Genomic DNA, 20,096 nt, shown 5'->3' on the forward strand with positions numbered 1-20,096 from the left:
TTGATGGAGGAATTGTTTTGGCATGAGCAGGAAAAGCGCACGCGAAACTGCAATGAAGCTACTTTATGAATACAGCATTACCGGGGCGTTAAGCAAGGATTCACTGCATGACGCCCCGGATGTGCTTGATTTCGAGCAGTTGGATGAAGAGAACTTACATTACATTGATCAGGTGATTGATGGCTTCCCGCAAAAGCAGGAGGAAATAGACGAGATAATATCACAGAATTCACACGCATGGAAAATTGACAGAATCGCCAAGGTGGACCTTGCAATCCTGCGGCTTGCTATTTTTGAGTTGCTATACATGGAGGAGATCCCCAAAAAGGTCACAATCAACGAAGCGGTGGAACTTGCCAAAAAGTACTCCGCAGAGAAATCCTATAAATATGTCAATGGGCTTCTGGGTGGTTACCTGAAAAATGGAGCGCCAAAATGAACATATTTCTTGGAATTGATACGAGCTGTTATACAACATCCGTGGCACTTGCGGATGAAACGCAAAAAATTATATGTAATATCAAAATACCGCTTGAGGTTGCGCAGGGGAAAAAAGGCCTGCAGCAGTCTCAGGCTTTATTTCTTCATGTCAGGAATTTGACTGAAATTTTTAAGGAGAATCATTTTTCATCCTATGGAAATATCGCTGGAATCTGCGTCAGTGAGAAACCGCGTCCACAGGAAGGATCCTATATGCCGGTGTTTCTGGCCAGCACGCTTGCCGGAACGATTGCCGGAAGCACAATGGGAGCCGACGTCCTTTATGCCACGCACCAGGAAGGGCATCTTGCCGCGGCGCTGATCGGAAAGAAGGCGCCGGAGCGTTTTCTGGCAGCCCACGTTTCAGGCGGGACAACAGAACTTCTTGACGTCGTCCGCAAAAAGGATGGCTTTGCCATCGAAATAATTGGAGCGACAAAAGATATCGCGGCCGGACAGGTTATAGACCGGCTCGCGCAGAAATTGGGGTTTCCGTTCCCGGGTGGAAGGCATGTGGAGGAATGTGCGTGGAAAAGCAGCAATGATTTACAGTTTAAATGCAGCGCAGATGGCTGCGATATGAATTTTTCCGGCGTTGAGGCACAGGTAATGAAAGCGGTAGAAAGGGAAGCGGCCCCGGATATATGCCGCTCGGCGCTTTTATCGATCGCCAAAACCCTTGAGAAAACGCTTCTGGCCGCTCGAGAAAAAACCGGCGTAAAAAATTGCCTGTTATTTGGCGGAGTGATGAGTAACCTGTTGATTAGAGAGCACATTTCGTCTAAAATAGAAGAAGTACAATTTGCTAACGTGGAATATTCTGCCGATAATGCGGCTGGACTTGCAGTTTTGGCAGCACAGAAAAAAGGGGGAACAAAATGAGCGCACAAATTCTGAGTGGAAAAGAGCTTTCCGCTGAAATCAGGGAACAGCTGAAGCAGCGGGTAAAAGAGCTGAAGGAAGCCAAAGGCATCACGCCCGGCCTTGCGGTAATACAGGTGGGGGACGACGGCGGCTCTACAATTTATGTCAATAATAAGGAAAAAGCCTGTGCTGAAGTAGGTATCTATTCGGAGGTCAACCGCCTGCCGGAAGAAACTACGCAGGAGGAGCTGCTCGCAATGGTTGACCAGTATAATAACAATCCTGAAATCCATGGCTTGCTGGTTCAACTGCCTCTCCCGTCACACATCGATGAAACGGAGATATTAAAAAATATTAACCCGCATAAGGATGTGGACGGCTTCCATGTGCAGAATGCGGGCAGCCTGTTTACCGGACTTCCCGGGCTTGTGGCATGCACGCCAAAAGGTATTATCAAACTCATCAAAAAGTCAGGTATCGATCTCACCGGTAAAAATGCAGTTGTGATCGGCAGGAGCAATATCGTAGGGAAGCCTGTCGCGGTTCTGCTGCTCAACGAAAACGCAACCGTAACGATCTGCCATTCCAAAACAAAAAATCTGCCGGAAGTATGCGCGCAGGCCGATGTACTGGTTGCGGCGATTGGCAGGCCGGAGTTCGTGACAAAGGAATTTGTAAAGCCGGGGGCTGTAGTAATCGATGTGGGAACATCGCGTGTGGACGGAAAGCTCAAAGGCGACGTGAAGTTTGATGAAGTAAGCGAGGTTGCAGGCTATATCACGCCTGTTCCGGGAGGCGTTGGCCCAATGACGATCACAATGCTGATGGAGAACACTGTGGATGCCGGGGAGCTTTATGGATGAACTTGTTCTTTCTGTCCATGAACTGAATTATTACGTTGCGGATAAACTTTCAAGCGATCCTTTTCTGGAGGAAATCTGGGTGCGCGGCGAGGTTACTGATGTAAATTTGAAGCACAATACCCTGTATTTTGTTTTGAAGGATGACACCGCTTCTGTCAGCTGTATGCTTTTTGACTGCGACGAAGCGGTTGAATATACAGATTCAGTCATCGAGGGACAGACGATACTCGTGCGCGGGGATATTTCCCTTTACTGGAAAAACGGGAATTACAGGATCATCGTGAAGGAAGTCCAGCTTGTTGGCCTTGGCGAGCTTTATGCGCGCTTTCAACGCATCAGGGAAAAGCTTGCGAAGCTTGGCGTATTCGACGAAGAGCGCAAACGCGAAATTCCCAGATATCCAAAAAAGATTGGAATCGTTACATCGCCCTCGGGCGCTGTGATACAGGACATCAGGAATATTGCCCTGCGCAGGAATCCTTATGTAAAACTTGTGCTGTATCCGGTCAAGGTGCAGGGGGCGGATGCGCCGGGAGAAATCGTGCGTGGTATTACTTACCTGAATGAGCATACGGATGCGGACGTGCTGATCGTAGGCAGGGGAGGCGGCAGCGCGGAAGACCTCTTTGCATTCAACGAGGAAGAAGTGGTGCTAAGCGTATACCGCTCAAGGATACCTGTTATCAGCGCAGTAGGACATGAAACGGATTTTTCACTGTGCGACATGGCTGCCGACCTTCGGGCGCCAACTCCGTCTGCAGCGGCGGAGCTTGCGATCCCTGCGCGCGAAGATATTATGGCAAAACTGTCCGTTTACCGTGAAACCATAGAGCAGAAGCTGACGCAGATATTATTTGCAAAGAAGACGCAGCTTTTGCAGGGCAGGCAGGCGCTGCAAAAGGATTTGCTCTCCATGCGGGCCGAGAATGCACGTGCGTTTATTACGCACAGCATAACCCGGATCAAAAACGATGTGCAACACCTTTATCACACGCGTAAAATGCAGTATAATACCTATAGGTCGGCGATTGAAAACCTGAGCCCGATGAGCGCGTTTGACCGTGGGTATTCTGTCACGACTTATCAGGACAACGAAGTAAAAAGCGTTAAGGACGTATCTGCGGGCGACGTAGTTAAAATTATTTTAAAAGACGGGACGCTGATTGCGGGAATTACCGGTAAAGAGGAGTAAATAATATGCCTGAAAAGGACTTGGAAGCCTATCTTGAAGATTTGAAACAAATATCCCAAAAAATTTCGGATGAGAATATCAAGCTTGCGGAAGCCGTTTCATTGTACAAAAAAGGAATGACGGCAGCCGATAAAGCGTCTAAGATTCTGGAAAAATATGAAAACGAATTAGAAATTGTTCATGATGAAAGCGAGGAATGATCATGCCTGATATTTTGAATCAATATACCGACATTATCAACCGGCGGCTGGGGGAATTGCTTGATATCAGCAATACGAATGCTGTAATCAAAGATGCGATGAACTACAGCGTCAATGCAGGCGGAAAACGGTTGCGTCCTACTTTGAACATTATGGCAAACGCTCTTTTGTCAGGGAATATGAAAGAGACTCTGGATATTGCGTGTGCGATTGAGATGATTCACACCTATTCCCTGGTTCACGATGATCTTCCTGCAATGGACGACGATGACCTGAGACGCGGTAAGCCAACCAGCCATGTGATGTTTGGCGAGGCGTTTGCCGTTTTATGCGGAGACGCGCTGCTCAATTTTGCTTATGAGGTGATGCTTAAAAACGCGCTCCGCTATGCTTCCAATATGGACTCGCATATCAAGGCGATGCTTGAAGTGGCCACGGGAGCGGGCGTTTATGGTATGATCACAGGCCAATGCGGCGATCTTGAAAACGAAGGACAGATTTTAACGGAAGTAGAATTGAAATATGTGCATGAACATAAAACGGGCGCAATGATCAAATCTGCGCTGTTGTCCGGTCTTTTGCTGTGTAATCCCCGGCAGGAATATATTGACGCGCTGACGGTATATGGAAATAATATCGGCCTTACGTTCCAGATTGTGGACGATGTGCTCGATATTGTGGGAGATCAGGAAAAAATGGGTAAAACACTGGGCAAGGACAATAAATCCAAAAAGTTTACATTTCCTACTTTGTACGGCGTAGAGAAGTCTATGAAGATTGCCGAAGAGAAAACCGACGAGGCTGTAACCGCCTTGAAGGTATTCGGTACGCGTGGCGAAGAGCTTGCAGAGCTTGCGCGTTTTATTCTGAAACGGGAAAAGTAGTTGAGGGAGAAGGATTCGAGCATGAAAATAGCGATTGACGGACCTGCGGGTGCGGGAAAGAGCACCGTTGCCAGGGCGGTTGCAGAAAAACTGCATATCAATTATCTCGATACTGGGGCGATGTACCGCGCGGCTGCTTACGCGATGCTTGAGAAGGGGATTGAGCCGGACCGTTCACAGGAGGTCGTGCAGGCTTTGCCTGAAATGGATATGAAGGTTATTTATGAAACCGGTATGCAAAAGGTCCTGATCGGCGGAAAGGATGTAACGCCGTTTATCCGTACGCCGCGTATTTCCAGGGGGGCGAGCGATATCGCTGTTATTCCTGAGCTTCGTCTTAAGCTCGTAGAGCTGCAGCGCGAGGTAGCGGACGAATACGACGTTGTAATGGATGGCCGCGATATAGGGACTTATGTGCTGCCGGATGCAGATTTCAAATTTTTTATTACGGCTTCACCAAGGGAACGCGCAAAGCGCAGGTATCTGGAAATGAAAGATACCGATCCAAACGCCGATCTTGACGAGATCGAACGAGAAATTATCGCACGGGATAAAACGGATTCCACACGGAAATTTGCACCGCTGTGCCAGGCGCCGGACGCGCTTCTGGTAGATACCACAGAGATGAGCAGGGAGCAGGTAATTAAGCTGGTAGCCGAGCGGGTTTCGGGGGAGAAATAACATGGTTTATTTTCTTGCGCGGGTATTTGCTTATATCGTCCTGATGCCGATTTTTTTTATAAAGGTAATCGATAAGAAAAACCTGAAGATCAAAAGCGGAGCAGTAGTCATCTGCAATCATCAGTCTAATTGGGATCCGATCATTTTGGGGCATAGTATCAAGACGCAACCAGTATGCTATATGGCCAAAGAGGAGCTTTTTCAAAACAAAATAGCCAACTGGTTTTTACGGCGGCTTCACGCCATCCCGGTGGCCCGCGGGAAAAGTGATTTAAAAGCGGTTAAAACAGCCCTTACGACGCTTAAAAACGGAAAGATACTTGGAATTTTTCCGGAGGGGACGCGAAGTGAAACGGGTGAGATCCTGCCGTTCGAGCCAGGGGCGGCGCTTATGGCAATGCGGGCGGGCGTACCGGTGGTACCGGTCTATATCCATGCAAGTTACAAGCTCTTTCATCAGGTGAAGCTGTATACGCATCCGCCGATAGACCTGAAGGAGATTGTTGGAGAGAAAACAAACAGCGCGGCGGTAGAAAAGGCGACGGAATACCTGCGCGGGATTATGATTGAAATGAGGGAAAAGGCGTGTCAAAAATAGTGGTAGCCCAAAACGCCGGATTTTGCTTTGGCGTTGCGCGCGCGGTGGATTCGGTGAACGAAACCATCGGTAAATACAGGCACATCTATACCTACGGGGAATTAATCCATAACAAGGACGTAATCGTAGAGCTGGAAAAAAAGGGCGTCAGGATCACAGAGGATATTGACAGCGTCCCACAGGAAGAAAGCACGGTTATCATCATTCGTTCGCATGGTGTTCCCAAAGCTGTATACCAAAAAATAGAAAACAGGGGCTTTGAGCTTTTAGACCTCACCTGTCCGTTTGTCGCACGTATCCATAACCGTGTCATTGAGGCGGGGGATATGCCTGTCGTTATTATCGGCGCAGAGGATCATCCTGAGGTAACGGGAATCAAAGGCTGGGCGCAGGGACCGGTTTATGTGGTAAATACCGCAGAAGACGCGGCAACGATTCCTTCCCTTGACGAAGCGCTCGTGGTCGCGCAAACAACAATTACACACGATTTGTGGGATGAAATTGTGACTGTACTGCGTGAAAGGATTGTAAATCTCGAACTTTTCAATTCTATTTGCGATACGACGCAAAAACGACAGAAGGAAGCGGTAGAACTTGCGAAAAAGTCTGATATCGTCCTAGTGGTGGGAGGGAAGCACTCGTCAAATACGGAAAAATTGTACAAATTGTGTAAAAATAATTGTCAAAAAACGTATTACATAGACAATATTGCAGAACTTCCACTTGAAAATGTGACGAATCATGATATAATAAGTATTGTCGCCGGTGCTTCGACACCGGATCGGTTAATTAGGGAGGTAAAGACACTTATGAGCGATGTCGAAAAAGTAGTGGACGCAGAAGTTGCAGAGGAGACGGAAGTATCCACAACAGAACAAGAACAATCACAGGCAAACGAGGATTTCATGGCTGAAATCGAAAAATCGTTTGTATATATTAAGAGAGGACAGATAGTAACCGGAACGGTTGTTCAGATTTCCGACAGTGAAATATGTGTCAATATAGGCTATAAATCTGACGGTATCATCAAAAAAGAGAACCTTACCGCATCCGGTGATGCAAATCCACAGGATTTGTTCAAGGTTGGAGATGAGATCGAAGCAGAAGTCGTTACGTTGAACGACGGGGAAGGCAATGTTGTGCTCTCCAGAAGGTCTATCGAATCCAAGCTGAAATGGAAAGAACTGGTGGAATCTCTTGATGAAACCGCAGTTTATACTGTTAAGGTGGATAAAGTCGTAAAGGGCGGCGTACTTGCCAAACTGGAAGGATATGACGCATTTATTCCTGCATCCCAGCTTTCTTTGAAGTACGTTGAGGATCTCAACGAGTTTGTAGGCAAAGAGCTTGAAGTCAACATCATCGAGGCAGATAAGCGCCAGAGGCGTTTTGTACTGTCTCATAAGAATATCCTGAAGGTTCAGGCGGAAGAACAGGAAAAGAAGCTATATGAAACCTTCAAAAAAGGTGATAAAGTAACTGGAAAAGTAAAGCGCCTGACTGATTTTGGCGCGTTCATCGATATCGGTGGTGTAGATGGGCTTCTCCATATTACAGATATTTCCTGGGTTAAAATCAAACATCCTTCGGATGTGTTAAACGTGGGGGATGAAATTGAAGTCCTCATTATGAATGTTGATCCTGAAAAGAAGAGGATTTCCCTCGGATTGAAGCAGCTTTCACCCAAGCCATGGGATCTTGTTCCTGAGAAGTATCTCGTTGGAGACACAGTGGAAGGCACGGTTGTACGCATTATGCCGTTTGGTGCGTTTGTTTCCCTTGAGCCTACCATTGACGGATTGATCCACATTTCCCAGGTGACCAACAGGCGTCTTGAGAAGGTTGAGGAAGAGCTTAGGATTGGCGATAAGGTAACTGCCAAGATTATGGAAGTGAACCCTGCAAAAAAACGCATCAGCCTGAGTATTCGCGCACTAATGGATGAACCGGAAAAGCCTGCAAAGCGTGAAGACGATTCCAGACAGCGTGAAGAGAAATTCCATTATGAAATTCCGCCGGTAGAAGAGGCTACCTCTTCACTTGCAGATTTCTTCCCAAAAATGGATGATCAGGACGAAGAATAGTTATTAGAATTGCATAAAAAAGCCGCACCACGCGGCTTTTTTTACGCAATTTTGTGTCTCTAAAAAAAGCATAAAAAAAAGAGTCAAAACTATTGACTTTTCAACCAAATTAAAGTATATTATAAAGCGTCGCAAATAAAAAGAGTATGCTTCGGGGTGTAGCGCAGTTTGGTAGCGCACGTGCTTTGGGAGCATGGGGCCGGGGGTTCGAGTCCCTCCACCCCGACCAAAAAATACATCTTAGCTTTTGTACGAGGCCCCATGGTCAAGCGGTCAAGACATCGCCCTTTCACGGCGGTAACCCGGGTTCGATTCCCGGTGGGGTCACCATTTGTTTTTTGAGCAAGTTTTACTCTTATTTGCTTGCGGGCCCTTAGCTCAGTTGGTCAGAGCGGTCGGCTCATAACCGATTGGTCCGGGGTTCGAGTCCCTGAGGGCCCACCAATTGAGTAAAGGAATTATGTACCTTTACATGATAATATTTACAGTAATGTGGCCTGGTAGTTCAGTTGGTTAGAACGCTAGCCTGTCACGCTAGAGGTCGAGAGTTCGAGTCTCTTCCAGGTCGCCACATTTGCCTCTGTAGCTCAGTCGGTAGAGCAGGGGACTGAAAATCCCCGTGTCGGTGGTTCGATTCCGCCCGGAGGCACCATGAAATATGCCGCGTCTTTATAAGACCGGCGTAATAAGTCAAAAAAAGCCTTTTAAAAAGGCTTTTTTTATACCTGAATATAAGTGGTCACGAGCCCAGCATCGTTTTACCAATCTCCATTGCTTCCGTAAGCATTTTTCCTTGATAAGCGCCATATAATACGCCGGAATAAAACCTGTGCATATTGGGTTCGGCACAGATCAATCCATTGGAATATAAAGCACGCGGAGTGCACATTTCACAATCAATGCCATAGACTTCATTTTCTGAACATACAAGCAACCATTTTATGGATGATTTTTTTTGCCGCAGCTTATAAAAAACCTGCCTTAGGTTTTCCGGCAAATCTACTTTACTGTTATTTTCAATTTTGCTGCCTGATATTGCCTGAAGATTTTGCAGGCTGATCATACCATAATCCGCATATCGTAATATTTGTAACAGGGAATCTGCTTCTGTACTCTCCGGCATACAAACTGATGTCAACGTTCCCGCACTTTGTGTGGCGGAAAGTAATGCGCTTAATTTGGTTCCGTATTGGGGATCCGGCTCCAATAATTCAATCGGCGCCTCGATGTGCACCATTTTTACATCTATTTTCTGAAAGTCGAAGTCAGCTGCCGACAATTTGGATGACCTGCATCGATACTGGAATATCGTATCCGATTCCTGATCACGCATTGTCATGATAAAGGATGTCCTGTTGGCACGCTTGAGGCCCGCAAGGGATAATTGATCAAAATCCGCGAGTTTTTGTTCGATAAAATCGCCATCCATATCATCGCCTATCGTCGCGCAGGCTTGAAGACTAAGCTTGATATCGAGTGCTGACAATGCACTAACCATATGATAAAGGCTGCCACCGATGGAGTAAGTTATTTTATCCGTAATCGTAGTCAGTTCATTTTTATTTGGATAGCATACGATCGGATACACAATATCGCAATGGGCCGTACCAATGATACATATTCCGTTTTTCATACCTTTCTCCTCCATTAGAATCGTCATACCATTCATTATAGTGCAGCCACCATAAGCCTCTTGTATCATCTTGCGTTTTGCCTATGACAACTTTGTGATTTATGTAAATATTAGACACTTTTGCGTTTCCCGCAAGAAAGTAGAACAAATTGCATTTACAAATTGCTTCCATGGTCTGCCAAGCGTAGCTTCCCGGATACAAAAACATCATAGAATATCAAGTATTTACCGATTTTTTAAAACTCAAATGAAATTCGCAAAATCATCCAACAAATAAAACAAATAAATCAAAGTTACTCAAAGACCAATCTGTTATTTTTAGATTAAACAAAAATACTGCAATCTAAAAATGGTATTCACAGATTTATCCAATACTAATCAAGTAAATTTCATGACATAATCAAAAGTTTTTTCAAATTATCACTGCATGCACACTCTTTTGGTAAACGGCTGACTTTATGTTAGCGTTACATATCAAAATATAGAAAATATAGGAGGACTTAGAAATGAAAAAGATGATTATCTTGGCTTTGTGTATGCTTCTGGTTGCAGCAATGCTGCTTACAGGGTGCAATCCGGCAATGCAGGCAAGCGAGAGTGGTGGTTCTGGCGCTTCTGAGAGTGATGATGCAGTGGCTGATGGAGAGACAACAGCTGCGAACGACGATAGCGGTGCGGAGCAGATCGTAATTGGAGCATCTTTCCAGAACCTGCAGAACGAGTATATCAAGCAGTTGGCGGACGTCATCGAAGCAAAAGCCGGCAAGGCAAATGTGAAATTGCTTGTAAGCGATGGGGAAGGCGACGCGGCAACGCAGGTATCTGCCATAGAAAACTTTATTTCACAGGGTGCAGATGCTATTATTCTAAACCCTTACGATAAAGACGGTTGTGTCCCTGCGGCCCAAAAAGCGGCGGAGGCAGGAATTCCAATCGTTGTCCTTGTGGCGCACCTTACAGATGAGAGTATGATTGATTCTTATGTGGGTTCGAGTGACGTGACAGCCGGGGAACTCGAAATGCAGAGAATTGCAGATGCGATCGGCGGAAAGGGAAATATCTGTGTAATTGAAGGCCCTACCGGCATATCGGCAGCAGCCGAGCGTCAGGAAGGCATCAACAATATACTTGAAAAATATCCGGATATCAAAATTATTTATTCCCAACCAGCCGACTGGGATCGCGCAAAAGCAATGAACCTGATGGAAAACTGGTTGCAAACCGGTGAAGAGATCAGCGCTGTTGTAGCGCATAACGATGAAATGGCCCTTGGCGCATTTAAGGCGCTTGAAGCGGCAAACAAGGCGGAGCAGGTTCCGGTAATCGGCATCGACGGTATCCCGGATTCGCTCAATTCCGTGAAAGCGGGAGGGCTTAATGCTACCGTCTTCCAAAACTCCACATCACAGGCGGAAACCGCTTTTGAGGTCGCACAAAAACTGGCTAATGGCGAAAAGGTAGAAAAATTGTATGACATTCCGTTTGAATTGGTAACATCTGAAAATATTGACGATTATCTGAGCTAAAAAAATGCGAATGGCCCGGGAAACATTGTACCCCCGGGCCGTCCGCAAACATATTGGAATCAGCTAGGAAGGTGAAGTGAGTGAATACAAACGAAAACATATTGCAAATGACGAATTGCCGAAAAGAATTTCCGGGCGTTGTTGCACTGGATGATGTTTCGCTCTATGTACGAAGGGGAGAAGTGCATGGCCTGATGGGAGAAAACGGAGCGGGGAAATCTACAATAATGAAAATTCTTGCCGGGTTGCTTCCCTTAGATGGCGGCGAAATCCTATACGACAACCAGCCGTTCTTTCCGAGGAACCCAAAGGATGCGCTGGAAAAAGGAATATCGATGATCCATCAGGAGCTAAACATGATTCCTGATATGACCGTTGAAGAAAACCTTTTCATTGGCCGGGAGAAAACAGCGTCGTTTGGCGTTGTAAAAAAAAGAGAGCTGTACCACGACGCCCTTGACGAAATAGCTGCACTTGGCATCAACCTGAATCCACATGAAAAAGTTAAGAACCTGAGCGTGGCACAAATGCAGATGATTGAGATCATGAAGGCAACATCCTGTAATGCAGATATTATCATCATGGATGAGCCGACCTCGGCAATTACGGATGCTGAGGTAGAAAAGCTATTTGAAATCATTGCGCTACTAAAAAAGAAAAACAAAGCAATTATATATATATCGCATAAAATGGATGAAATATTCCACATATGCGACCATGTAACCGTCCTGCGTGACGGAAAACTGATCGATTCCAGACCAATTAAAGCGATTGACGAACAGTCGCTCATATCTCTTATGGTGGGGCGCGAGCTAAAGGATATGTATGTAAAGGATGCTTATGCAAAAGGGGAACCAGCCCTTTGCGAAACTGTTTTAGAGGTAGAAGGATTGTGCTGCGAGGGAGTGTTTGAGGATGTAAGTTTTCGTCTGAAACGGGGAGAAATTCTCGGCGTATCTGGCCTGATGGGCGCGGGACGAACTGAAATCATGGAAAGTATCTTCGGATTGCGTAAGGTCACAGGTGGCAGGATCAGGATACATGGGAAAGAGATCGATGTAAAATCACCAAAGACAGCCATCAAAAATGGAATCGCTTTTATTACAGAAGACAGGAAGCAATATGGGCTCAATCTTGTGGGCTCCGTCAAAACAAATTGCTCCATTGCGTATCTCAAAAAGATTTTGCGCGGTAACTTTGTCGTGAATTCCAAAGAAGAAGTAAGGGTGGTGGACAACTATATCGATGCGCTTAAGATCAAAACCCCGACGAGGGAAACGCCGGTCAATTCACTTTCCGGCGGTAATCAGCAAAAGGTAGTGATCGCAAAATGGCTGATGGGGGAACCAGACATCATCATTATGGATGAGCCTACACGCGGGATAGACGTCGGCGCGAAGTCAGAAATCTATAAAATTATGGATCAACTGGTCAGAAGGGGAAAATCGATTATTATGATATCGTCCGAAATGCCGGAGCTGATTGGCATGAGCGACAGGATTATCGTTGTGCATGCAGGAAAGGTCAAAGGGGAATTCAAATGTGAGGAATGCAATCAGGAAATCTTATTGGAATGTGCGATTGGAAACAAAGGAGGACAGAAAGATGAAAAATGAAGCAATTAAATTGAGCGCACCGCATTCCGGCGGTGTAAAAAAGATATTCAGCAAATATGGTCTGTATTTCGCGTTTATCGCACTGATCATCATTCTCGCGATTGCATCGCCGACTTTTTTTACATCACAGAATATGCTTAATGTTTTGCGACAGTATACGACGATCGGCGTAATAGCAGTTGGGATGACCTTTGTCGTCATATCCGGTGGGATTGACCTTTCAGTCGGTTCAGTCCTTGCGCTTAGCGCCTGCATTGCTACAAGCTATGCGACGACACTTGCCATATTCCCGCTTTGGGTTGCGATATTGATGGGGACGTTGGTCGGCTTGGCATGCGGAGCTTTTAACGGGCTGTTTATTGCCAAACTACGTGTGGCGCCCTTTATCGCAACGCTCGCTACTATGACAATGGCGCGCGGCCTTGCTCTCGTTTATACCGACGGCCGCCCCGTGATCAACATTACGGAGGAATATACCAATATCGGAGGGGGATCTGTCGGCGTAATCCCGATCCCAATCATCATTTTCCTTGTTGTGATCCTCATTGGGATTTTCCTCCTTAATTTTTCAAAGTTTGGACGTTACGTTTTCGCAATCGGCGGAAATGAGCAGGCTGCCAAAGTGTCCGGAATCAGCGTAACCGGTGTGAAATTTGCCTGTTATGCAATCACAGGCGTTTGCGCGGCGATCGGCGGGATTGTTTTATCCTCGCGGGTAATGACCGGTCAGCCAAACGCCGGATCCGGATATGAACTTGATTCCATTGCGGCGGTTGTCGTAGGGGGTTCAAGTCTCGCGGGAGGCGTTGGCAGCATTATTGGAACTGTAGTAGGCGTTCTGATCATCGGATTTTTGACAAATGGGCTGGAGCTTTTGAACGTATCGTCTTATTATCAGCAGGTTGTCAAGGGCATCATTATTTTGGTTGCCGTATTGCTGGACAGGAAGCGTCCGGCATAAGAATGGCAAGTATGGAACTCAAATCAGGAGGTAAGAAAAATGAAAAGTATGATTCAGGAATGTATCAATTATCTAGACGAAAACGTACCATTGACACCAAGGCTTCAAAATCTGAGGGAAATCTTTTTTGAAGGAAATCTTTCGATTTGCCCGGAACGTGCAAAACTGTGGACGGAATCCTTCCGGCAAACAGAAGGGGAGCCGATGATCCTTCGCAGGGCAAAAGCGCTCGAGCACGTCTTGTCTGAAATGACAATTTATATTAAGGACGGCGATCTTCTGGTCGGAAACATGGCATCCGTTCCACGTGCGGCGCCAATCTTTCCGGAATTTTCCGTAGACTGGATTGAAAGCGAACTAAATGGCGTCCCGTACGCATTTGGCGAAAGGCCCGGTGACGCGTATCAGGTTTCTGACGAGGCAAGAGAAATCCTGTTAAACGACGTAATCCCTTATTGGCGGGGAAAGACACACGAGGACAGGGTGAACGCGCTTCTCCCGGAGGAAACGCGCCTTGCCTGCAAGGAAGTGAAGGGGACGGAAGAAGACTGGATTATGACCAGCGGCGATGGACATACAATCCCTGATTATGTAAAAGTAATTCAGGTTGGGATGGAGCGTATCATCAAGGAAGCGGAGGATAAGATCGCTTCGCTTGACATTGGCGAACCGGACCAGCTCGCCCAGCTCCCATTTTTACAATCTGTAATTATCACACAAAAAGCTGTGTTGAAATTTGCAGCGCGTTATGCGGATAAGCTTTGGGAATTGGCACAAAAAGAAGCGAATCCAAAGCGTAAAACCGAGCTCACAGAACTTTCAGAAATATGCCGCCGTATTCCGGCAAAGCCCGCGAGGACTTTTCAGGAGGCGGCGCAGGCGATGCTGTTCGTCAATATTCCAATCCAGCTTGAAAACAACGGTCATTCGATTTCTTTTGGACGTGTGGACCAGTATCTTTATCCTTTCTTTTTGAAAGACATAGAAGAAAATCGCCTGACGATTGAAAAGACTTTTGAGATTATGAGTTGCCTGTGGCTGAAGGTGACGGAATTTGCAAAGCTTCGTGATTGGCCCAATACGGTTGCATTTGTTGGAAATCCGCTATTTCAGAACCTGACGATTGGCGGACAGACTTTAAATGGGCAGGATGCCGTCAACGAATTGTCTTACCTTGCGCTTGGCTGCACCAAAAAGCTGAAAATGACACAGCCTTCACTTACTGTCAGGTGGTATAAAGGAACGCCGGACATATTCATGAAAGAAGCTGTTAAGGTAATCCGGACAGTTGGAAGCCTTCCTGCATTTTTTAATGACGAGGTAATTATTCCGTCCATGCTCAATATCGGTTATTCCTATGAAGACGCGAGCAATTACGGTATGGTCGGTTGTGTAGAGCCCGCTCCTCACGGGCAAATAGGCGGACGATACGGAGCCGGCTTCCCGAATTTTGCGAAGTGGGTTGAGCTTGCGGTCAATGGCGGCAGGGATCCGCGGACCGGTTACACGCTTTGTCCACAGAAAGGAGATCTGTCCACATTCGAAACCTTTGGGGACCTTATGGACGCATTCAGGCAGCAGCTCGAATTTTTCCTGCGGCAACACGTGATTGCCGGGAATGTGGTCGATTATTCGTGGGAAGAATTGACGCCAAATCCATTCCTTTCCTCTGTCATTGAAGACTGTATACAGCGTGGAAGGGAAATCAAAAAGGGCGGTGCAAAATACGACTTTACCGGTGGTCAGTGTGTTGGAGTGATTTCCGCAGCCAATGCGCTTGCTACGATCAAAAAGGTAGTATTCGAAGAAAAGCGTGTTACGCGTGAACAGCTGATGCACGCACTTGCTACAAATTTTGAAGATATGACAACCGATCCCAGTGGTGAAGAGATTCGCCAGATATTACTGAAAGCGGACAGCAAATTCGGCAACGATAATGATGAGCCGGACGAAATTGCAGCGGAAATCATGAAGTATTGGTCGGACAGGGAGATGACCTACAAAAATACGCGGTATGGGAAAGGCCCGATCGGCGGGGTATTTATTCCATCAACCGCAACAGTGGCGTCTCACGTCCTCACGGGACAGGTCGTAGGTGCGACGGCCGACGGAAGGAAAGAAGGAACGCCAATCACAGAAGGGACGTCCGCTTTTCGCGACACGGAAAGGAAAGGCCCGACGGCGCTCCTCAATTCCTATGCCAAGCTTCCAAATGTACTGATGCCAGGGGGACAGCTGTTTAATGTGAAGATTACGCCTTCCGCAGTTGATTCCGACAAAGGGCTTGATAACTGGGTATCGCTCATCAAAGGTGCATTTGAGAAGAAGGCCATGCAGCTCCAGTTTAATGTCGTATCCACGGAAACATTGATGGATGCAAAGGAAAAACCTGATAATTATTCGGACCTCATCGTACGTGTGGCAGGCTACAGCGGATATTTTGTTGATCTGCGTCCGGAAGTCCAGGAGGATATTATCGCAAGAACGGAGCACAACCTGTAATTGCAATTACCATAAGCACATAAAATCTGTCTGTGAAAGCATGGATATTACATTTTTTTGTAATATTCATGTTTTCATATCAGAAGAGGAAGGAAAATATGATGACTATAGAACTTGGCAGGGTGTTTGATATACAGCGTTTCAGCACGCATGACGGTCCGGGGATCAGGACGGTTATTTTCCTAAAGGGATGTCCTTTGAAATGCAGATGGTGTTCCAATCCAGAGTCCCAGGAAACGGGGATCAATATTCTTTTCACCGAAAAGAAGTGTATTGGCTGCAAAAAATGCGAGCAGGCGTGCCCGAATAATATCTTGGTTGGAATGCAGGGGATTGACACGAACTGTATCTTATGCGGCCGATGTGCAAATGCCTGTCCGGCCCAGGCGCTTGAAATCAAAGGGAAAAACATGTCGGTCGAAGAAATTTTGGAGGAAGCGGGGAGAGATAATTCCTTTTACCAAAACTCGGGCGGCGGAATTACGATATCAGGTGGGGAACCATTGATGCAATTTACGTTTTTGGAGTCGCTGATTGATGCTGCAAAACGTGACGGGCATCATATTGCGCTTGAAACCACAGGATTTGCATCCTGGGAAATCGCAGAAAAAATTTTTCAGAAAACTGACCTGATTCTTTATGATGTTAAGCATATGGATTCATTATTACACCGTGAATATACGGGCGTACCCAATGAACAAATTCTGGAGAATCTTTATCAGACGGCAAAAAACGGTTATCCATTGGTAATGCGAATTCCCTTAATCAAGGGATTTAATGCGACGAAGGAGAATATAGAGGTAACTGCCCGGATGGCTGCGGATCATAAAATCGGTCAGGTCGACCTTTTGCCTTACCATACCTTTGGTGAAAACAAATACATGCAACTCAGGAGGGAATATACCTTTGGAGGGGACAAACCGTCTCCCGCAGAAATAGATGAATTTGCCGAAATTTTTGAAAAAAAGGGTGTTGCGGTAAGCGTTGACGGATAAGGATCGGTGGATAGAATTTATGAAACACGATGACGAAAACAAAAAAGTATTTGAGTTTGTACAATATGGCAACGATTTAAATATCAAGGTATTTGTATCGAGGTTATTGAGCCTCAATAGCTCAAAATTCCATTGGCACCGTGAAATAGAATTGTTACTCGTAATCAACGGGCCCATTACGATTTATACGGAGAGTACGCGTTACCAGCTTGAAACCGGCGACATCTTTTTTCTGAATTCAAATGAGGCGCATTGCCTGCAGCGGATGAGTGATATGAATTCAGTGCTGGCAATACAACTTCCGCCAAATTTCTGTGAAAGCTATTATCCGGAAATGAAAAAAATACGTTTTATAGACAATTCCATTAAGCCAAAAGGAAATACTCAGATTTATTATGACTGCATTTATCAAAATATTACCGAACTGATGACCGTGCTACACGAAAAAATGGTGGGTTATCCCTTTAAAGCAATGAACGTAATCAACGGAATTTTTTATTATCTGGTCCGTTATGGAAAATATGAAATTATCAACAAAGAAAAGCAGATCAAGGAAACGCGCAATATGAACCGTCTGAATAGGATCATCAGCTTTATGCAGGAAAATTTTGCAGACAAAGTATCGCTTTCTGTCCTAGCGGAGACAGAGGCGCTTGATATGTATTACCTTTCCCATTTTATCAAGAAATATCTTGGGATGTCTTTTCAGCAATACCTGAACAAATTACGCCTTACCAAAGCAACGGAGCTTTTGGCAAATTCCGACAAAAAAAATATCGATATTTGCCTGGAAAGCGGATTCTCGGATTACCGGTATTTCTGCAAAGCGCTTGCAAAAGAGTATCAGTGTACTCCTTCACAATATAAAAAACGTTATCCTCAAAGACAAATACCAAAAAAGCCGGAAATACAGGGCATTGAGGAAGGCAATGGCCAGTACCGGATTCTCGATTGGGAAGAAACGTTTCAAGTGTTTTTTGATTTTTTATATAATCATCAATAGATTGGCCAAAACCGGTTGATCCTTTGGCAGCAACTAAAATTGTAAAAACTATTTTACAAAAAATACTTGATTTTTGCTGCGATTCTGGTAAAATATTAAACGCTGACATAATTATCCTGCTGGTGTAGCTCAATTGGCAGAGCAGCTGATTTGTAATCAGCAGGTTGCGGGTTCAAGTCCCATCACCAGCTCCAAACTTTAAACCGCGTTTTTATGCGGTTTTTTTATTTTTCTGAATGTTCGTGATCTTCAAAAATCCTTTGTTAAACTTTTTTATTGTTTGTAATTATCTTTAGCATCAAAAATTCTGATTGTCATAAAGGTTCATTTTTCTTTCATTCTTAACAGCTCCGCCAGTTGAGAACGTAAAGCGTCTGAACAAAAACTACTTTTTACTGAAAAGGTGACATTGCGTAGAAATTTCGATAGTTTCGTAGATAATACCATTCTATTAGCAGGATGTTTTTTTTATCATAGGATTAACGCAAGAAGAATTTCAAACATAATCTTACTATATTTATTTTATTGAACCAGTAACATTTAAAATACTGACACTATTTGCCGAGAAAAAAGGATAACTCTTTGTCAAAATTTCTAATTGTCCCGTAAGGGCCTGAAAATAAGGAGGAAATTATGAAAAAGAAAGCATTGATGGTAGTATCTATTGTGATCGTACTCTGCCTGCTTATGGCTGCGTGCGCATCCGCCCCGGTGGCTTCTTCCACTGGCGAATCGACGACGGAAGCGAGCGCGCCTTCCGAAGCAAAAGAAACGCAGGACGCAACCGCTACAACAGCTTCTGCAAAAAAGGACATTAAATTCTATGGTAAAATTGTAGAATATACATCAGGCGAAGCAACGTGCGAAAAACTCGAAGAGCTGCTTTCGGATCAGTATAATATCGAATCACTCCAGGTAGACTGGGGGAACCTCGAACAGGTCATCCGTACAGGCATCGCTTCGGGTGATCCCTGCGACGTTTATAATTATTGGCCGCAGTATATAAGCACATTCACAAAATCGGATATGGCGCTCGATCTTACGCCATACCTTGACGCCGATGGCGGTGCGTGGCGCGATAGCTTTGACGAAAACCTGTTGACGCTGGGAGAAATCGACGGGAAAGTCTACGACATACCTACTACGCCAAACTTCTCCTGCCTGATTGCCAATAAGGAATTATTTGAACAGGCGGGCGTACCGGTTCCGGACGGCACCTACTGGAGCTGGGATGATTTCCTCAAAGCCTGTGAAACCTTCAAGGAAAAAGATATTTTCCCGATGTCGGCGCCGACTGATAATCAAAAAGGAAACTGGGTATGGGGTAATGGTGTTATTGGCTATACGAAAGACGCCAATAAGGTAGATGAAGTAGCGGAAGGAAAAGTGGCATGTACGGACGATATTTTTAAAAATGCGTTCGCCAATACAAAGGAACTCTACGACAAGGAATATATGTATCCGGGCGAGGGCGCTGTAACGCTTACGACAGACGAAGGACGCGCTGCGTTCTCTCAGGGTAAAACGGCTCTTTGTGCGGAAGTTGCAGCAGGCATCGGTGCGGTGATAGATTCCCTCCCGTTTGAAGCCGTCATCGTTCCATGGCCGTCTATGGCAAGTGAAACGGCTATAACCGGCGGTGCTGACGGTTTGTTTATTCCAGCCAATGTCAAGGATCCTGATGCCGCAGTGGAAGTCCTGAAAACCTATACGAGCGTTCCTGTCCAGCAGATTAATGCCGATAACGGTTTTGTTGTGGCGGTAAAGGGAACGACCTCTGACGATCCCACCGTCAAAAAGCTCTCGGATTTCACATTTGCAGTCGTTGCAAAGGAAATTAAAAACCTTGATCCCGTCATGTCGGATTATTGCGTCAATCAGGCACTGCCAGAACTTATATTAGGGGGTGGCGTTGATTCCGTCATGCAGGCGATGGAAGATATCCGCCAGCAGATTGTCGGATAAACGAAAACGAACAAAAATGAATTAGAAGCGGCGTTCGTGGGGGATGCCG

17 protein-coding genes and 6 tRNA genes are annotated in these 20,096 nt (G+C 45.7%); 22 read left to right on the forward strand and 1 reads right to left on the reverse strand.

Features of this window, described 5'->3' with window-relative positions:
* Positions 1 to 22: 22 nt before the first annotated feature.
* The 14 genes from nusB to ACS5WU_RS02020 all read left to right on the forward strand — a co-directional run bounded on the left by nusB (position 23) and on the right by ACS5WU_RS02020 (position 8,498).
* Positions 23 to 439, forward strand: coding sequence for a transcription antitermination factor NusB (gene nusB, locus ACS5WU_RS01955; RefSeq protein ID WP_046444685.1), 417 nt, complete (start codon positions 23 to 25; stop codon positions 437 to 439).
* Positions 436 to 1,362: a Kae1-like domain-containing protein gene (locus ACS5WU_RS01960; protein WP_302760185.1), complete on the forward strand. Its 927-nt coding sequence runs from the start codon at positions 436 to 438 to the stop codon at positions 1,360 to 1,362. Before nusB ends, ACS5WU_RS01960 begins: the two co-directional genes overlap by 4 nt.
* The gene (gene folD / locus ACS5WU_RS01965) at positions 1,359 to 2,207 is read left to right on the forward strand and encodes a bifunctional methylenetetrahydrofolate dehydrogenase/methenyltetrahydrofolate cyclohydrolase FolD (protein ID WP_302760184.1); all 849 of its coding nucleotides are present in this window, start codon (positions 1,359 to 1,361) and stop codon (positions 2,205 to 2,207) included. The genes ACS5WU_RS01960 and folD overlap by 4 nt, the downstream gene beginning before the upstream one ends.
* Entirely contained in the window at positions 2,200 to 3,399 is a 1,200-nt protein-coding gene (gene xseA, locus ACS5WU_RS01970) for an exodeoxyribonuclease VII large subunit (RefSeq protein WP_302760183.1), read from the forward strand. Before folD ends, xseA begins: the two co-directional genes overlap by 8 nt.
* A gap of 5 nt (positions 3,400 to 3,404) precedes the next feature.
* Positions 3,405 to 3,599, forward strand: a complete 195-nt coding sequence (gene xseB / locus ACS5WU_RS01975; RefSeq protein WP_046444688.1) for an exodeoxyribonuclease VII small subunit — start codon at positions 3,405 to 3,407, stop codon at positions 3,597 to 3,599.
* A 2-nt stretch (positions 3,600 to 3,601) separates the two neighbouring features.
* The gene (locus ACS5WU_RS01980; protein WP_160295689.1) at positions 3,602 to 4,483 is read left to right on the forward strand and encodes a polyprenyl synthetase family protein; all 882 of its coding nucleotides are present in this window, start codon (positions 3,602 to 3,604) and stop codon (positions 4,481 to 4,483) included.
* A gap of 21 nt (positions 4,484 to 4,504) precedes the next feature.
* Positions 4,505 to 5,164: a (d)CMP kinase gene (cmk, locus tag ACS5WU_RS01985; protein ID WP_302760182.1), complete on the forward strand. Its 660-nt coding sequence runs from the start codon at positions 4,505 to 4,507 to the stop codon at positions 5,162 to 5,164.
* A gap of 1 nt (position 5,165) precedes the next feature.
* Complete coding sequence (locus ACS5WU_RS01990; protein WP_302760181.1) at positions 5,166 to 5,762, forward strand: lysophospholipid acyltransferase family protein; 597 nt, start codon at positions 5,166 to 5,168, stop codon at positions 5,760 to 5,762.
* Positions 5,750 to 7,846, forward strand: coding sequence for a bifunctional 4-hydroxy-3-methylbut-2-enyl diphosphate reductase/30S ribosomal protein S1 (locus tag ACS5WU_RS01995; RefSeq protein ID WP_059108624.1), 2,097 nt, complete (start codon positions 5,750 to 5,752; stop codon positions 7,844 to 7,846). Before ACS5WU_RS01990 ends, ACS5WU_RS01995 begins: the two co-directional genes overlap by 13 nt.
* Positions 7,847 to 7,998: 152 nt before the next feature.
* Positions 7,999 to 8,075: transfer RNA gene (locus tag ACS5WU_RS02000), tRNA-Pro, on the forward strand.
* A 26-nt stretch (positions 8,076 to 8,101) separates the two neighbouring features.
* Positions 8,102 to 8,176, forward strand: a tRNA-Glu gene (locus ACS5WU_RS02005).
* 37 nt (positions 8,177 to 8,213) lie between these two features.
* Positions 8,214 to 8,290, forward strand: a tRNA-Ile gene (locus ACS5WU_RS02010).
* A gap of 50 nt (positions 8,291 to 8,340) precedes the next feature.
* Positions 8,341 to 8,417, forward strand: a tRNA-Asp gene (locus ACS5WU_RS02015).
* Between the two features lie 5 nt (positions 8,418 to 8,422).
* Positions 8,423 to 8,498: transfer RNA gene (locus ACS5WU_RS02020), tRNA-Phe, on the forward strand.
* Between the two features lie 87 nt (positions 8,499 to 8,585).
* On the opposite strand, the gene ACS5WU_RS02025 is transcribed toward ACS5WU_RS02020, so the two are convergent.
* Positions 8,586 to 9,479 (reverse strand): hypothetical protein, encoded by an 894-nt coding sequence (locus ACS5WU_RS02025; protein ID WP_302761555.1) that lies wholly within the window; start codon positions 9,477 to 9,479, stop codon positions 8,586 to 8,588.
* Between the two features lie 506 nt (positions 9,480 to 9,985).
* Here ACS5WU_RS02025 and ACS5WU_RS02030 point away from each other — a divergent pair.
* The 8 genes from ACS5WU_RS02030 (at position 9,986) to ACS5WU_RS02065 (ending at position 20,047) form a co-directional block, all read left to right on the forward strand.
* Positions 9,986 to 11,005, forward strand: a complete 1,020-nt coding sequence (locus ACS5WU_RS02030) for a substrate-binding domain-containing protein (protein WP_302761553.1) — start codon at positions 9,986 to 9,988, stop codon at positions 11,003 to 11,005.
* Between the two features lie 107 nt (positions 11,006 to 11,112).
* On the forward strand, positions 11,113 to 12,621 hold the full coding sequence (locus ACS5WU_RS02035) for a sugar ABC transporter ATP-binding protein (protein ID WP_413815494.1): 1,509 nt from the start codon (positions 11,113 to 11,115) through the stop codon (positions 12,619 to 12,621).
* The gene (locus ACS5WU_RS02040; protein WP_302761549.1) at positions 12,611 to 13,582 is read left to right on the forward strand and encodes an ABC transporter permease; all 972 of its coding nucleotides are present in this window, start codon (positions 12,611 to 12,613) and stop codon (positions 13,580 to 13,582) included. The genes ACS5WU_RS02035 and ACS5WU_RS02040 overlap by 11 nt, the downstream gene beginning before the upstream one ends.
* A gap of 39 nt (positions 13,583 to 13,621) precedes the next feature.
* Entirely contained in the window at positions 13,622 to 16,084 is a 2,463-nt protein-coding gene (locus tag ACS5WU_RS02045; protein WP_302761547.1) for a glycyl radical protein, read from the forward strand.
* 98 nt (positions 16,085 to 16,182) lie between these two features.
* Positions 16,183 to 17,079: a glycyl-radical enzyme activating protein gene (locus ACS5WU_RS02050; protein WP_302761545.1), complete on the forward strand. Its 897-nt coding sequence runs from the start codon at positions 16,183 to 16,185 to the stop codon at positions 17,077 to 17,079.
* 19 nt (positions 17,080 to 17,098) lie between these two features.
* On the forward strand, positions 17,099 to 18,082 hold the full coding sequence (locus ACS5WU_RS02055; protein WP_320607356.1) for an AraC family transcriptional regulator: 984 nt from the start codon (positions 17,099 to 17,101) through the stop codon (positions 18,080 to 18,082).
* 118 nt (positions 18,083 to 18,200) lie between these two features.
* Positions 18,201 to 18,276: transfer RNA gene (locus ACS5WU_RS02060), tRNA-Thr, on the forward strand.
* 439 nt (positions 18,277 to 18,715) lie between these two features.
* Complete coding sequence (locus tag ACS5WU_RS02065) at positions 18,716 to 20,047, forward strand: ABC transporter substrate-binding protein (protein ID WP_302760487.1); 1,332 nt, start codon at positions 18,716 to 18,718, stop codon at positions 20,045 to 20,047.
* Positions 20,048 to 20,096 lie beyond the last annotated feature (49 nt).

Source organism: Christensenella sp. KGMB01412, from assembly GCF_055522415.1.

Bases quoted from the DNA above. Each gene is read 5' to 3' on its own strand.
- ACS5WU_RS01980 (WP_160295689.1), top strand. From the start codon at position 3,602: ATGCCTGATATTTTGAATCAATATACCGACATTATCAACCGGCGGCTG.
- ACS5WU_RS01990 (WP_302760181.1), top strand. From the start codon at position 5,166: ATGGTTTATTTTCTTGCGCGGGTATTTGCTTATATCGTCCTGATGCCG.
- ACS5WU_RS02030 (WP_302761553.1), top strand. From the start codon at position 9,986: ATGAAAAAGATGATTATCTTGGCTTTGTGTATGCTTCTGGTTGCAGCA.
- ACS5WU_RS02050 (WP_302761545.1), top strand. From the start codon at position 16,183: ATGATGACTATAGAACTTGGCAGGGTGTTTGATATACAGCGTTTCAGC.
- ACS5WU_RS02035 (WP_413815494.1), top strand. From the start codon at position 11,113: ATGACGAATTGCCGAAAAGAATTTCCGGGCGTTGTTGCACTGGATGAT.
- ACS5WU_RS02025 (WP_302761555.1), bottom strand. From the start codon at position 9,479: ATGAAAAACGGAATATGTATCATTGGTACGGCCCATTGCGATATTGTG.
- ACS5WU_RS01960 (WP_302760185.1), top strand. From the start codon at position 436: ATGAACATATTTCTTGGAATTGATACGAGCTGTTATACAACATCCGTG.
- ACS5WU_RS02065 (WP_302760487.1), top strand. From the start codon at position 18,716: ATGAAAAAGAAAGCATTGATGGTAGTATCTATTGTGATCGTACTCTGC.
- folD (WP_302760184.1), top strand. From the start codon at position 1,359: ATGAGCGCACAAATTCTGAGTGGAAAAGAGCTTTCCGCTGAAATCAGG.
- ACS5WU_RS02055 (WP_320607356.1), top strand. From the start codon at position 17,099: ATGAAACACGATGACGAAAACAAAAAAGTATTTGAGTTTGTACAATAT.
- xseA (WP_302760183.1), top strand. From the start codon at position 2,200: ATGGATGAACTTGTTCTTTCTGTCCATGAACTGAATTATTACGTTGCG.
- nusB (WP_046444685.1), top strand. From the start codon at position 23: ATGAGCAGGAAAAGCGCACGCGAAACTGCAATGAAGCTACTTTATGAA.
- ACS5WU_RS02040 (WP_302761549.1), top strand. From the start codon at position 12,611: ATGAAAAATGAAGCAATTAAATTGAGCGCACCGCATTCCGGCGGTGTA.
- xseB (WP_046444688.1), top strand. From the start codon at position 3,405: ATGCCTGAAAAGGACTTGGAAGCCTATCTTGAAGATTTGAAACAAATA.
- ACS5WU_RS02045 (WP_302761547.1), top strand. From the start codon at position 13,622: ATGAAAAGTATGATTCAGGAATGTATCAATTATCTAGACGAAAACGTA.
- cmk (WP_302760182.1), top strand. From the start codon at position 4,505: ATGAAAATAGCGATTGACGGACCTGCGGGTGCGGGAAAGAGCACCGTT.